This is a genomic window from Microbulbifer maximicatervae (SeqCode) (assembly GCF_052467955.1).
On the sequence record NZ_CP174329.1, the window covers coordinates 2,412,698 to 2,427,358 of the forward strand.

Sequence of the window (14,661 nt, forward strand, 5' to 3'; positions counted from 1 at the left end):
AGGCAAGATCGCCCAGCCGGTGGCTGGGCTGGACAGCCTACGCTCTGCTTCGGCTGCCCTTGCTGGCAACGTTATGTGAGCAGGAAATAGAGCATATGGACATCGCGATACAAATGATTGATCAAGCTTGGCAATTACTTGTGCGTATTCCATTTTGGTTGTTGTTGTCCACACCATTGATAATCGCTCTCTACTTTTATGCAAAGAAAATCAGAAGCGTGCAGTGGAATATGGCAATAAAACTGTTGCTTTTTGTTCCACTTTCGGCCGTCTTACTTGCTCCAATGCCGGTTGGCATGTTCATAGCACTCGTGCCTAATGGTTTTTTGCTCTTTAGTGGCCTTGAGTACTACAGTAGGGTTTTTGCCTGGTGTGTTTCATCCATACTCGTATCAATGATAGTTTGTTACTTCGTAGGCAAGAAATACCTGAGACCCACATAACAAGGTGCGGCAGCTGACATCTTACTTTGTGCACTTTTTGCACGGTCGCTGCGCTCCCATTTTCGTGCAAAAAGCACACAAAGTAAGCCGCCGCTGCGCACGGCGTTAAGAGCCATAATCGAAAGATCGAGTTATGAGTGAGTTTATTAAAATAATGAATGTATTTCATGCTAAGAAATTTGCATGGTTTCCATTTACATTTCTCTGCCCAATGCAAGGGAGTAGATTTGGTGTTGCGCGCTTTATAGGTACTGTCATTCTGAACACCTCGTTCTTTGCTTCACTTTTGGTATTTTTGTTGTATTCCAAATTTGGTAGTAGTGCTATAGATCACGTGGGGTTTACAATTATGTGGATATACGCCCTATTTGGTAGCTACTACTTGTTTGTGTGTTTTTGTTGGAATCAGGAACATGGTGCCAATAACTCTTAACAATCACAGGCACGCTGCTTCGGCCCTTCGGGCCTCCGCGGGACAGCCTACGCTGCGCTTCGGCCGCCCGTGCTGTGGGCGTTAGGCATACAAGAAAAATCGAGTGTAATTACATGTTGTATACAGAAGCATTTGCTAGATACAAAGCAAAGTTGAAAAATGTGAATTGGTCCGTGTCCGCAGAGAACTCGGACGGCGAGCTAGTTATTAGCCTTTGGAAGCATAGATTTACAAAGCCAGAAGGCAATACCATCAAGTACATTGACTTTGTCACAAGATGGAAAGGGCCAGGAAGTAACGAGTTAAAAGCTAAGTTACAAGAGGCACATGCAAATGAACAAGTTATTCGTCCTGTTATTGCAAGAACGAGCGATGTAAATGCGGTAGAAGCCGGTATAGATGCTAGCACACTCAAAAATGAATTCTTCGTTCGTGAAGATTGGTTCGGCACACTAACAAATTGGGACGGTGATAACTTCGAAATCACCTTCGTGCGTCGTAGTGCCTAACAAACAGCGGCAGAGCGACAGCCAACGCTACGCACCTTTTGTGTTACTCGCTGGCGCTCAAACATTAACACAAAAGCTGCTCCGCGCTGTCTGCGCCTGCGCTGGGCGTTAAGAGTCATAATCGAAAGATCGAGTTATGAGTGAGTTTATTAAAATAATGAATGTATTTCATGCTAAGAAATTTGCATGGCTTCCATTTACATTTCTCTGCCCAAGGCAAGGGAGTAGATTTGGTGTTGCGCGCTTTATTGGTACTGTCATTCTGAACACCTCGTTCTTTGCTTCACTTTTGGTATTTTTGTTGTATTCCAAATTTGGTAGTAGTGCTATAGATCACGTGGGGTTTACAATTATGTGGATATACGCCCTATTTGGTAGCTACTACTTATTTGTGTGCTTTTGTTGGAATCAGGAACATGGTGCCAATAACTCTTAACAATCACAGGCACGCTGCTTTGGCCCTTCGGGCCTCCGCGGGACAGCCTACGCTGCGCTTCGGCCGCCCGTGCTGTGGGCGTTATTGTGGCGGCCGATTTTCAGATGTTCTGTAGCTGCTGCAAGCATCAATCTCTATCTGAGCACTTTTTTCTGAGAGTTTTCCTGCAATTTGGTACTATAGTTTCGTTCCAGTGCCATCGTTTTAAGTCAGTAGGCCCTGCAAGCCAGCTACGCCATCATGGAGTGCCAATCAGATAGTTAACCGGTTGGGAAAGTATGATATTTTCCCCTTTAAATTTATCGGGCAGTGGCCAGCCAAAGATGGCTGGTAGAGAGCAAGTAGGTGGTTCAGTGCGTGCCAGCCATAACCAGGCTAGTCAAGCTCGCCCAACCCCTCCGGGGCTGGGCTGGACAGCCTACGCGTTGCTTCGGCTGCCCTTGCTAGCGGCGTTATTGTGGCGATCAGTTTATTGATTTTCCGTGGTAGCTGAAGGTTTAGTGCCACTAAATAGCATCCGGTGTTGAGCAATTTTACTGGTTGAAATTCAAGCAGTTTCGTTCTTAGAGTTTTTGCTCAAGTGTGGTAGATGCGGGCAGTCCGCTGCAATTTTGTGGAGTGCCAGTAAGATAGGAATTGGTTGGGGAAAGTGCGGTATTCTTTCCTCGTAAATATTGGGCTGCGGCCAGCCAAACTATGGCAGGCAAAGTGCTAGTAGTCGGTCCCGAGCGCGCAAGCCATAACCAGGCTAGTCAAGCTCGCCCAACCCCTCCGGGGCTGGGCTGGACAGCCTACGCGTTGCTTCGGCTGCCCTTGCTAGCGGCGTTAGGTGCACAAGGAGTATGAGTGTTATTTAAGTATCTTCCGAAAGAGAGAGTTGATGTTTTAGAAAATCTAAAGATACGGTTTTCTCCGCTTAGATCACTCAATGATCCTTTTGAGTCTTTGCCGTTAATAGATATCGAAGATAAGGTTGAGACTGCTGTAGAGGATCTTTTAAAAGAGCTTGATCAAATTTGGGAAAGAACTCCTATATCTGAAAGGACTCCTGAGAATAAACAGCTACTAGAGGAAAATAGGCAGGCAGTTTATGATGGGGCACGATCTGCCATGGAACCATCAGTAGTTGGCCAAGGACTAATGGACATCATTAGTGATAACCTTGGAGTTCTATCACTATCGAGATCAAATACTAGCTTACTAATGTGGTCTCACTATACGGGCAGTAGCACGGGGTACGTTATTGCTTTTGATGAAAGCCATGACTTTTTCAGGCAGCATGACCTTAAAGGAAATATAGTGAGGCCTAGGCCTGTAATATATACAGAAAAAAGATCTTACGTAAGTGAAAAACACCACAACTGGTATCAAAAGCTGTTATGTGAAAAGCCACTAGAATGGGCCTACGAAGAAGAAGAGCGTTTATTTCTTACCCATATAGATAAAAATTCATCTATCGGAAAAGATGAATACGAAATGGATATCATATTGACTAGTTTTCCTAAGGAAGCCATATCATCAGTGTACTTGGGCTATAACTGCTCACCGGATACGCAAAAAAAGATAGAAGCAGCTTTTAGATAGCAATAATATTGACAAGCCAGTATATAGAGCTGCGATGTCAAAAAGGGAATATAAAATTGAGTTTGAAGCAGTGCAAAGCACCTAACAAGACGCTCAAGCGGGACAAAGTGCTGCGCACTTCGCCCCTTAGCTGAGCGCTAAGTTTTATACACAAGTTTTTCCGGTTTTATTATGTAAATCAATAAGTTACAGTTTGACCTGGCATGAATTACAGATTTGATTGGATTATTATGCAGGACTGGGTCATGGACGAAGTAAAAAATCAGGTTATGGGTGATACACGCTTGAATAAGCGCTTGTCCAATATTCTTAGTAGTTTAAGTTCAGATCCAAAGAATAGCATTCCCTGTGCAAACAAAACTTGGGCAGAAACGTTTGCAGCTTATCGCTTTATCGAAAATGATAAAGTCAATTTTGACTCTATTATGAGCGGCCATAAATCGGCAACTCTTGAGAGAATCAAGGCGCAGCCCGTTGTTCTTATCCCTCAAGATACCACCTTTCTAAATTTTGCCACTGACTTAGAAAGTAAAGAGATGGGAACACTTAGGCGGAAAGAGACCAATCAGCAACTCTTGCACACCTCCATCGCTATAACGCCATCAAGAATTAACTTGGGTGTTGTTGAGGGTAGTATGTGGCAGAGAGACAAGGAATCAAGCTCTAATTCCCGTTATACCAAGTCGATAAAGGATAAGGAGAGTCGACGCTGGCTAGACCATTACGAAACGGCTTGTCAGATACAGGAGCGCTGCCCTGAAAGTACAATTGTGAGTATTGCTGATAGAGAGGGTGATATTCATGAGTGGTTTCAACTGGCTGAAGATCAAAGTGAACAGCGGCGGGCGAGCTATATCGTTCGAGCTAAGGCCAATCGCACTTTAGAGCTCGATGGAGAAGAAACGGTTTTGCTTTGGGATCATATGAATGAGCAGAAATCTGTCGGTCTATACACGGTAGATATTCCCAAACGGAATGGAGAGCCTGGAAGAAAAGCCAAGGTCAACGTATCCACTACTGAGATACGGCTACTTGGGAAAGGAAAATCTAAACGACCACTTTCTCTCTATGCTGTATTGGCTAAAGAATTAAACCCACCAGAGAGTGAAAAAGGCATTGAGTGGATGCTGTTAACTGATCTTCCAGTTGAAGACTTTAAGCAGGCAAGGGTCATCATTGAGTGGTATCGAAGCCGGTGGGAAATTGAAACCTATTTTCGGGTGGTGAAAGGCGGATGCCAGATAGAAAGTAACCGTTTTAGAACAGAGCAGCGCATGTTGAACTGCATTGCGATCTATATGATTATTGGATGGCGGCTACATTCGATAACTACGCATGCACGAAGAGTTCCTGACGCACCGTGTACAAGTGCCTACTCTGAAAAAGAATGGCGTATGATATGGATGATTCGAGATAAAACTACTCCACCAAATGAACCCCCAAGCATGAGGGAGATAACCCGTATGTTGGCAGGTTTAGGAGGTTTTTTGGGGCGTAAAGGGGATGGCGAGCCAGGGGTTAAAACCGTTTGGCAGGGATACACCAAGCTACTTCATTATATAGAGGCAGCAGAAGCTCTAAATGGACTTAAATAATGTGTATAAAACACAGGCTGAGCGTTATTGTGGCGGCCGATTTTCAGATGTTCTGTAGCTGCTGCAAGCATCAATCTCTATCTGAGCACTTTTTTCTGAGAGTTTTCCTGCAATTTGGTACTATAGTTTCGTTCCAGTGCCATCGTTTTAAGTCAGTAGGCCCTGCAAGCCAGCTACGCCATCATGGAGTGCCAATCAGATAGTTAACCGGTTGGGAAAGTATGATATTTTCCCCTTTAAATTTATCGGGCAGTGGCCAGCCAAAGATGGCTGGTAGAGAGCAAGTAGGTGGTTCAGTGCGTGCCAGCCATAACCAGGCTAGTCAAGCTCGCCCAACCCCTCCGGGGCTGGGCTGGACAGCCTACGCGTTGCTTCGGCTGCCCTTGCTAGCGGCGTTATTGTGGCGGTCGGTTTTATTGATTTTTCGTGGTAACTGTAGCTTTAGTGTCACTAAATTGCAGCCGGTATTGAGCCCTTTTTACTGGTTGCTATTCAATCAGTTTCGTTCCTAGGGTATTTGCTCAAGTGTGGTAAAGGTGGGCAGTCTGCTGCAATTTCGTGGAGTGCCAGTAAAATAGGAATTGGTTGGGGGAAGTGCGGTATTCTTTCCTCGTAAATATTGGGCAGCGGCTGGCAAAGTGCCAATAGGTAGTCCCGAGCGCGCCAGCCATAACCAGGCTAGTCAAGCTCGCCCAACCCCTTCGGGGCTGGGCTGGACAGCCTACGCGTTGCTTCGGCTGCCCTTGCTAGCGGCGTTATTGTGGCGGCCGATTTTCAGATGTTTTGTAGCTGCTGCAAGCATCAATCTCTATCTGAGCACTTTTTTCTGAGAGCTTTCCTGCAATTTGGTACTACAGTTTCGTTCCAGTGCCATCGTTTTAAGTCAGCAGGCCCTGCAAGCCAGCTACGCCATCATGGAGTGCCAATCAGATAGTTAACCGGTTGGGAAAGTATGGTATTTTCCCCTTTAAATTTATCGGGCAGTGGCCAGCCAAAGTTGGCTGGTAGAGAGCAAGTAGGTGGTTCAGTGCGCGTCAGCCATAACCAGGCTAGTCAAGCTCGCCCAACCCCTCCGGGACTGGGCTGGACAGCCTACGCGTTGCTTCGGCTGCCCTTGCTAGCGGCGTTAAGGCTCAATTATGAAAATCGTCATTTTCCTGATACTGCCGATATTAATTGCTCTTGCGTGGAAGTATATAAGTATTGCAAGTGAGACTTTGAGGCAGCTCAAGCTGGGGAAAGATCCAGAGATTGACCCAATGCAGAGTGCGATATTGCCTGAAATAATAGCCATGCTAATTTTAAGCTTTGTGTCTTACGTAATTGTAAATATATTTAGCCCTGCAAATAGCGTGAAATTTGTCGCATCTGGGCAGCTGGTATTCTTAATATTTCTTGCTCCTTTCACATTAAAACATTGGTGGGGGCTTAGGCAGGTTCAGCCTTAGCAAAGCTGCGTATTCTGGCGGTCGATTTTTAGATGTTCTGTAGCTACTGCAAGCATCAATCTCTATCTGAGCACTTTTTTCTGAGAGTTTTTCTGAAATTTGGTACCGCAGTTTCGCTTCAGTGCCATCTTTTTAAGTCAGCAAGCCCTGCAAGCCAGCTACGTCATCATGGAGTGCCAATCAGATAGTTAACCGGTTGGGAAAGTATGGTATTTTTCCCTTTAAATTTATCGGGCAGTGACCAGCCAAAGTTGGCTGGTAGTTAGCAAGTAGGTAGTTCAGTGCGCGCCAGCCATAACCAGGCTAGTCAAGCTCGCCCAACCCCTCCGGGGCTGGGCTGGACAGCCTACGCTCCGCTTCGGCTGCCCTTGCTAGCAACGTTATGAGTTCACATGAAACTAGCCATTAGAATCTCCATTCTTATGCTAAGTCTGCATGGTTTTATATTTATGTGGGGCCCAGCAATAAAGATGGCTTCAATAGAGTATCGGTTAGCACCGTACTATGTTGATTGGACTATTGGATACTATGATTATCGGGTAAATGGATGGGCTAGAGGTGATGAGGCAATGAAAAATCCAATGGTCCGCTGGAGAGTAGAGAATAATCTCTATTGGTGTGAAAAATTCACAAAGTGCACTGTCAAAGAATAATGCTCATAACAAGCCGCTCAAACATCGTTCCGGCCGCGAAAAACACGGCCTCCACTGGACTCGCTACACTGCGTTTAGCGGGGCGTTAGTGCTACCAAGAGGAAGAAATGTCGAAGCCATGGAGTAAATTACAAAGAGAGTTTTACCTACTTCGTGCAGAGGGGCTTAAATTTCAACTGCAGTGTCGCTCCTATCGAATGGATTCTCAAATGGGGAGTACGAATTGCCCTCGCTACTGGATAACTCTCGGAAAAGAGATAATCTGGGATTATCCAAAAGATTTTGTAGGTAAGACACACCCGGATAGGAAACCGACAGAGTGGTATCCTTATGGAACTGATATACCAGATATATCAAATTTGATTCGGGAATATATTGATACCCCCAAAGACGAAATCATAAAAAAGGTTTTTGAAAACGATTGTTGGGGGCTTATAAATATACTCAGAGCTGCTGATAAGCGTATTGGTACTAGGCGATTACCCGAATTAAAGAAAAAAACTGGTAATAAGGCCGCTTTAAAAGTAATTGAGGAGCGTATGTCCACAGCACTAACAAAACAATCAACCGGACTCCGCTAAGCGTGGTTCGCTTTGCTCACAATAACACGCTTAGCTCCGCTCGGTTATTGTGGCGTTATGCGTAAGGACTATTAATGAGCAAAGTGCAAGGCCATTTGGAAATGATACAGGGGGTAGTCAACAGATTATCTCATAATTCCTTTCTGCTAAAAGGTTGGGCCGTAGTTTTGGTGTCAGCTTTGTTTGCTTTGGCAGCAAAGGATAAGAATAATCTTTTTATTATTCTTGCATATTTTCCTGCTGTTTCATTTTGGTGTCTGGATGGATACTTCCTCTGGCAAGAGAGGTTGTTCCGCAAATTGTATGACCATGTACGAGTTTTAAATGAAGATGATATTGATTACTCAATGAACTATAACATTGCTGACGTTGATGGCGTAACATGGTCGAAATCATTTTTATCTAAAACACTTATTGCGTTCCATGGTGTAATAGTTATTTCAATAATAATTGTAATGTTTTTATCACGTTAAGGAGGATGGGAATATGGTAAGGCGAGTGTTTTTTAGCTTTAAATATGAAGATGTATCTCGGGCAATGGTCGTTAGAAATAGTTGGGTAACGCAGGGGAAGCAAGCTGCTGGTTTTGTAGATGCTGCAGAATTCGAACGAATAAAAAGAAATGGTGATGCTGCTATAAAAGACTGGATTAATTCACAGCTTCAAAATACTTCTGTAACTGTTGTTTTGGTGGGTCAAAAAACCTGCAGAAGCCGGTGGGTTAAATATGAAATAGAGCAAAGCATTGCCAGAGGGAATGGGTTGCTTGGTATAGATATTAGTAAAATCAAAAATTTACAAGGTGAAACGGCTAATAGATGCGGTGAGATTCCGAAAGGTTACCCTTTCTATCTCTGGAATAACGGCAAGGGGTATGAAAATCTGGGGAAGTGGGTTGAGGCTGCAGCCAAAGAAGCAGGTTACGCATAACAAGGCGTTGAACTCGGACATTATTAAGTTGTGCTTGAAAAGAATAGCACAACTTAATAATTCCGGTTAACTTGGCGTTAAATGCCTGAGAAAGAATGAGAGAAATTATCGATTTAAGTACGCTGCCGGAAATTGAGAGAGATATTTACCTCTGCGATTCATGGTGCGATAAGTGCAACGAAGCAGATCTCGGCATCGTTAATCCAGAGCTATACGTTGAAAGTGGTCGGAAGTATATTAGTGGCAGTTGCAAAATTTGCGGCACAGAGTGCATTTCTGAAATCATAGAAAAACAAGTGGAGTAGCTGGCTATGTGCCACCTGCATTTAACAAGTTTAGGCAGCATCGCCCCTTCGGGGCTGGACCGGCGTACCGCCGGCCGCTGCTAAAGGCGTTCAGGCCGTAGAAAAACTCTTAGAAGGTAGCTTTTTTGTTAAAATGGAGGTCTTGATGTCGAGATTATCCATATGCCCAATTTCAAACGTTACGATTACAACCAAGATGCAATGGTCGTCATCAATTTCGAAGAACAACTACAACCTGAAACCTTTGAGTTTACACTTCATCATTTGATTGATGACCATATCGACCTCTCTGTCTTCCATAAAAAATATCAAAATGATAGCGGCGGACGAACAGCTTATGATCCAGCTATCCTCCTGAAAATCATATTGTTTGCTTACTCAAAAGGCATTACCTCAAGCCGTGAAATTCAATGGCAATGTGAGAAAAATATCCTCTTCAAAGCACTGTCATGCGATACCGTTCCGCATTTTACTAGTATTGCAAGTTTTGTAAGCAGTTATCCTGATGCGATTGAGTCGGTGTTTGAGCAAGTGTTACTGGTCTGCGATCAGCAGGGGCTGCTTGGCAACGAACTTTTTGCAATAGATGGGTGCAAGATGCCATCCAATGCCAGCAAAGAACATTCGGGGACTTTTAAAGAGCTAGAACAGAAGCAGGAAAAAATTCGCAAGAAGATCAAACATTGCCTCAAAGAGCATAAGAGGCTTGATGGCAGGAAACCTAAAGAAAAAGAACGAAAGCAAGCAGTAGCTAAAGCGGCTGATACTCTGCAGAAACACTTTGATAAAATTGATCAGTTCTTAAAGAATCACTCTCCCAGAATGGGGCAAGGTAAAAACCCTAAAGAGGTAAAAAGTAATATCACGGACAATGAATCAGCCAAGATGACTACCAGCAAGGGAACCATCCAGGGCTATAACGGTGTTGCCGCAGTTGATAGGAAGCATCAGATAGTCGTTGAAGCACAGGCCTTTGGTGAGGGGCAAGAACATCATACACTGAAGCCTATTCTCGATGGCATCAGTTGCCATTATCAGCATATAGGAATAGATGAAGACATCTTGGCCAAACAGGTCATCATTACTGCTGATACTGGGTTCTCTAACGACGCTAACTACAGCTACCTGCGAGAGAACGGCATCAATGCCTACATACCTGACAATAAATTCCGTTCGCGTGATAAAGCTTTTGCTAAGCAAAAAAACAAGCATGGCAAGCGCAAACAAAAAGGTGGGGCTAATGTCCAGCAGACTATCCCTGCTAGTGAATTTACATTCAACAAGAAAAAGAAAACCTGCATCTGTCCAGCAGAAAAAACCATGCTCTTGTTAAAAGAAGAGCATGTCAGTGAAGGTAAGAAAAAACTAATGTTCGAAGGGCGCCTTACTGACTGCAGGAAATGCAGCCTTAAAAATCAGTGCATGCGAAATCCAGATTCTGCCGACTCTCGAAAAGGACATGGAAGGCAAGTATCCCTAACTTGGACAAACGGACGGACAGCCACTGACTGGATGAAAAAGCGGGTTGATAGTATCGAAGGCAAGACCATTTATGGGCATCGAATGTCTGTTGTTGAGCCTGTGTTTGGGAACATCGGTACCAACAAGCGATTAAATCGCTTCTCGCTACGAGGAAAAAGTAAGGTTCAGGGACAATGGCGGATGTTCTGCTTGGTACATAACATTGAAAAGTTGATGAGATATGGCAGTATTCACTGATTGAGGATGAATTAAGGGCGTCAAGACGCCTAAATTTAATACAATGAAAGAAATTTGGTGGTATAGCTAAATTTAGCCCGAAATTTTAATTAGAGGAGCCTGAGGATTGGCAGCTTTTTCTAAAACTGTTTTTCTACAGCCTCGTTAACTGAATATGTGGAAAGAAAGTGTTCCTAAAAGCCTGTTTCAAGCGCTCAATGATCCAAAAATGGTTGGAGATTACAAACTCTCACCACAAGAAGAGTGGTTTCAGCCATACGAGATTGAAGAAGTTGATACAGCTGAAGTCTTAGGCGCATTCGATGGGCGCTCTACTACAAGTGAAGGAATCTTGAGCGGCGCTATTCGTATCTGTAATACAGGCTGCGAGGGGTATCATATTTACGTATTTAGCGGACCTGAAGCTGGAAGTATATGGTCAGATCAGCGCTATCCATTTGGCCGTCTCTCAAAAATTTGCTCGTCCTTAGATGTTTACTTGGCCAATTTGAGCGAGTTTGGAGCAGGGCACATTGCGCAATACGAGGACCTCAGTTAACAAGGCCGGGCAATTTGCTCCGGGCCTTCGGCCCTCCGCGGGACAGCTTACCTTGCGCACCTTTTCCGCGGGTCGCTACGCTCCCATTTTCGCGCAAAACGCGCACAAGTTAAGCTGCCCCTGCCGGCGGCGTTATTGTGGCGGTCATTTTTTAGATGGTTCGTAGTTGCTGCAAGTAACAATCTCTACCTGAACACGCTTCGCCAGAGAGTTCTCCTTCAAACTGGTACCGCAGTTTCGTTCAAGTGCCTTCGTTTAAAGCCAACAAGTTCTGCAAGCCAGCTGCACCATTGTGGAGTGCCAATCAGCTAGTTAACTGGTGGGGAAAGTATGGTATTTTTCCCTGTAAATTTATCTGGCAGTGGCCAGCCAAAGTTGGCTGGCAGAGAGCAAGTAGGTCGTTCAGAGCGCGCCAGCTATAACCAGGCCAGGCAAGATCGCCCAGCCGGTGGCTGGGCTGGACAGCCTACGCTTTGCTTCGGCTGCCCTTGCTGGCAACGTTAACTGTATTCACTGAGCCATGAGTAAAGCTAAAGGAATTGCAATAAGAACTATACTGGCTGCAGCGTTCGTCATTGCTATATCGCTCTTCTTTGGAGCGAGCTTTTATCTGCCTCTTATCATTGTTGCTGGTTTGGGTGTGTTTGGTGAAATAATCCATATGCCAGAAAACATGCCGGGCGCTATCGATAATCCAGGTGGCAAAGAGTTGCATCCAGCTAAAGCAATCTGTATTGGTTTGGTCGTTGTTCTGGTTTTAATTGGTTTTGGGGTTCTTTTTCCGGAGTTATATAGTTATGGTTTTGGCACAAACAGTTAACAAGTGACTATGGTTACTCGTCAAGTTTTTAAGCCATACTTTCATCCCAGTAGGTGTTGTTTTTCACCATTGTATTCAGGATCGTAATCTGCTTTCTCATGCAGGCAACCAGAGCAACCTTTTTAGGTTTGCCAGCGTCGACTAATCGCTTATACATGGGCTTTAGTTTGGGATGATGTTGTATGGCCGACATGATGGAAACAAAAAGAACCGTGCGTACGCGATGCCTTCCACCTCGAATATATCGTTTGCCCTGGAAGTTGCCGCTATCACGGTTCATCGGGGCGATACCGACAAGTGCAGCGATTTCTTTACGGTTCAATTGTCCTAGCTCAGGAAGTTCACTCATTAACGTATAGGCCAATACATTTCCGACCCCTTTGGCACTCAACAATAGGTCACGCCTTTGCCGCCACTCGGACACACTGTTAACCAGTTTATCCAGTTGCTTGTCGATACCTTGTAGCTCTTTCTTGATGGTGTTTAGAATGGTCTGTATAGGTTTGTGTACTGATTTCGGCATTCTCTGAAGCCGATTCTTTTGCATTGTACTCATCTCTAAACACTGACTTCTTACCGCCAGTAAGTCACTGATCTCCCTAAGTTTTTCTGGTTTTGGCACCGACAGCCCTGGCTTCATTGTAGTGGTCTAATCCTTCCGGACACTTCGCTAAGATGGTAAAACTACCAAGCGAGGTGAAGTATGACAACAAAAGGTACACGCCGGTATTTCAAGCCGGAATTTAAGAAAGACGCCGTAGCGCTAGTCTCTGAGCAAGGGTATTCAATTTCTAAAGCAGCAGAGGCTGTAGGAACAACAGCCAATAACCTGCGACGCTGGATAAAGGAACTGAAGCAGGAAGAAGACGGTGTAAGGTTGGATGTAGGTGAGCGCGCAGAATTAGAGCGATTACGACGTGAAAATAAGCAGTTGCGGATGGAGAAAGAAATCCTAAAAAAGGCCAGCGCCTTCTTTGCGAAAGAAATGAAATAAAGTACAGCTTTATTGAAAAACAGCAAGGCAGCTTTCCTGTTAGGGTGCTCTGCCGGGTAATGCAGGTAAGTAAGACTGGCTATTACGATTGGTGTTGCCGTGGTAATAGCTCAATAGATGCTCAAACATGGCAACTATGCCATCGTTTGAAGGCCCTATTTGCAGAATCTAGACAGAGCCTCGGAAGTCGTCGGTTAATGAAGCTGTTACGTAAAGAAGGTTTTGAAGTCGGGCGCTATCGAGTCCGCAAGCTCATGAAAAAGCTAGGCTTGGCAGTAAAGCGTAAGAAGCGATTTACAATAACGACAGACAGTAAACATCACCTACCGGTCGCAGAGAACCTTCTGAATAGGGAGTTCTCACCGAGTGCTAAAAATCAAGTTTGGACGACTGATATTACATATATTTGGACTTCGCAGGGCTGGTTGTACTTGGCGGTAGTGATTGATCTCTATTCGCGCCGGATTATTGGTTGGCATCTAGATCGGAAGATGGAAACGGCCCTGGTAACTCGTGCGTTGATGATGGCTGTCAATTTGCGTTCGCCCCCAAAAGGTCTCCTGCATCACTCTGATCGTGGCAGTCAGTATGCCAGCCATACCTACCAAACGTTATTGAGTCAGCATGGGATGGTGTGTTCAATGAGCCGTAAGGGAAATTGTTGGGACAACGCACCGACTGAACGTTTCTTCAGCAGCCTGAAGCGGGAGTGGGTAACAGGAAACCTTTATCCGACAAGGGAGGATGCGGTAGCGGATGTAAGAGCCTATATTGCTTATTACAACTCACGCAGAATACACACAACACTGGGAGACCTAGCCCCTATCGAATTTGAGAAATGTGCTTGAAGAAGTGTCCGGTTGGAGTTGACCACAACACATGGCCTCACCAAAATGTGCAATATCCATTGCATCTAGCTTGTCAGTTTTGGCGAGGCGCCCTGCGGATTTAGCGAAGCTCCTTATCTGCGACGGATTGCAAACAACAATAGGTAATCCGGCTTTGTCGGCGGCGCAAACAAACTCTAACTCGAGCCTTCCCGTAGACTCTATTAATACTCTTTGAGGTTTAAGAGGTTGTAGTTGTTTAATGGCATCTTTAATGCCATTTTTATCATTGGCAACACTAAAGAACTGGCCAGTAGGTCTCACATAAATATCGAGTTGTTTACTGCTGGTATCGATACCGACATTGATCTCTTGAGGTTCCATAAGATAAGCTATCTCCGCCTTGCTATTCGGGCTCGAGGCCCACATGACTATCCGAGTTATGCCTAGTGAGTGCTTATCACGTTCATACTTGTTATCGGTCTTTTACGAACCAGCCAAGCAGCGAACTGTGATAAACAAGGCCTTCGGTGGCCGCCGAAGGTGGGTCTCAATTTACCCGTTAACGAAAAGGATTTTCAACATCAGAATCGGGCAAGAACAACCATACAAGTACAAGCAGGTTGCTACGGGCCTTTGGCCCTTCGCGGGACGGCTTACGCTACGCTCTAGCCGCCCCTGTTGTAGTCGTTAAATGGCTATGGTACTCCTGGAATACTACGAAGATCTATCAAACCTTCTATCTCCTCTTTGGGAGATCTTCATGGTGGTGCCATTAGTACCACTAGCCACTGGCATTCTCATGACGATCTTTGTAGTCAAGGGTAACTTTCGCACCCTGAGCAA

14 protein-coding genes are annotated in these 14,661 nt (G+C 44.9%); 12 read left to right on the forward strand and 2 right to left on the reverse strand.

Features of this window, described 5'->3' with window-relative positions; genetic code table 11:
• Positions 1-95: 95 nt before the first annotated feature.
• The 11 genes from ACJJI5_RS10395 to ACJJI5_RS10445 all read left to right on the forward strand — a co-directional run bounded on the left by ACJJI5_RS10395 (position 96) and on the right by ACJJI5_RS10445 (position 11,994).
• Entirely contained in the window at positions 96-443 is a 348-nt protein-coding gene (locus ACJJI5_RS10395) for a hypothetical protein (protein WP_413662916.1), read from the forward strand.
• Between the two features lie 546 nt (positions 444-989).
• Positions 990-1,385, forward strand: coding sequence for a hypothetical protein (locus tag ACJJI5_RS10400; RefSeq protein WP_445356217.1), 396 nt, complete (start codon positions 990-992; stop codon positions 1,383-1,385).
• A 1,282-nt stretch (positions 1,386-2,667) separates the two neighbouring features.
• Complete coding sequence (locus tag ACJJI5_RS10405) at positions 2,668-3,405, forward strand: DUF2971 domain-containing protein (RefSeq protein ID WP_445356218.1); 738 nt, start codon at positions 2,668-2,670, stop codon at positions 3,403-3,405.
• Between the two features lie 230 nt (positions 3,406-3,635).
• The gene (locus ACJJI5_RS10410) at positions 3,636-5,000 is read left to right on the forward strand and encodes an IS4 family transposase (protein WP_507018116.1); all 1,365 of its coding nucleotides are present in this window, start codon (positions 3,636-3,638) and stop codon (positions 4,998-5,000) included.
• Between the two features lie 1,139 nt (positions 5,001-6,139).
• Entirely contained in the window at positions 6,140-6,448 is a 309-nt protein-coding gene (locus ACJJI5_RS10415) for a hypothetical protein (RefSeq protein ID WP_444896940.1), read from the forward strand.
• Between the two features lie 760 nt (positions 6,449-7,208).
• Positions 7,209-7,682, forward strand: a complete 474-nt coding sequence (locus ACJJI5_RS10420) for an SF0329 family protein (protein ID WP_445356219.1) — start codon at positions 7,209-7,211, stop codon at positions 7,680-7,682.
• A gap of 74 nt (positions 7,683-7,756) precedes the next feature.
• A complete protein-coding gene (locus ACJJI5_RS10425; RefSeq protein WP_445356220.1) occupies positions 7,757-8,155 on the forward strand; it encodes a hypothetical protein in 399 nt (132 codons plus the stop codon).
• A gap of 13 nt (positions 8,156-8,168) precedes the next feature.
• Positions 8,169-8,612, forward strand: coding sequence for a TIR domain-containing protein (locus ACJJI5_RS10430; protein ID WP_445356221.1), 444 nt, complete (start codon positions 8,169-8,171; stop codon positions 8,610-8,612).
• A 467-nt stretch (positions 8,613-9,079) separates the two neighbouring features.
• On the forward strand, positions 9,080-10,636 hold the full coding sequence (locus ACJJI5_RS10435; protein ID WP_445356222.1) for a transposase: 1,557 nt from the start codon (positions 9,080-9,082) through the stop codon (positions 10,634-10,636).
• Positions 10,637-10,790: 154 nt separating this feature from the next.
• Positions 10,791-11,174, forward strand: coding sequence for a hypothetical protein (locus tag ACJJI5_RS10440; protein ID WP_444896934.1), 384 nt, complete (start codon positions 10,791-10,793; stop codon positions 11,172-11,174).
• Positions 11,175-11,694: 520 nt separating this feature from the next.
• On the forward strand, positions 11,695-11,994 hold the full coding sequence (locus ACJJI5_RS10445; protein WP_445356223.1) for a hypothetical protein: 300 nt from the start codon (positions 11,695-11,697) through the stop codon (positions 11,992-11,994).
• Between the two features lie 28 nt (positions 11,995-12,022).
• On the opposite strand, the gene ACJJI5_RS10450 is transcribed toward ACJJI5_RS10445, so the two are convergent.
• A complete protein-coding gene (locus ACJJI5_RS10450; protein WP_445356224.1) occupies positions 12,023-12,541 on the reverse strand; it encodes a transposase in 519 nt (172 codons plus the stop codon).
• Between the two features lie 156 nt (positions 12,542-12,697).
• On the opposite strand from ACJJI5_RS10450, the gene ACJJI5_RS10455 reads away from it, so the two are divergent.
• A protein-coding gene (locus tag ACJJI5_RS10455; protein WP_445354143.1) for an IS3 family transposase occupies positions 12,698-13,836 on the forward strand; the annotation gives its coding sequence in 2 pieces (ribosomal slippage) (positions 12,698-12,947 and positions 12,947-13,836; 1,140 coding nt in all).
• On the opposite strand, the gene ACJJI5_RS10460 is transcribed toward ACJJI5_RS10455, so the two are convergent.
• Positions 13,804-14,199: an IS110 family transposase gene (locus ACJJI5_RS10460; RefSeq protein ID WP_445356225.1), complete on the reverse strand. Its 396-nt coding sequence runs from the start codon at positions 14,197-14,199 to the stop codon at positions 13,804-13,806. The genes ACJJI5_RS10455 and ACJJI5_RS10460 overlap by 33 nt on opposite strands.
• Between the last annotated feature and the right edge of the window lie 462 nt (positions 14,200-14,661).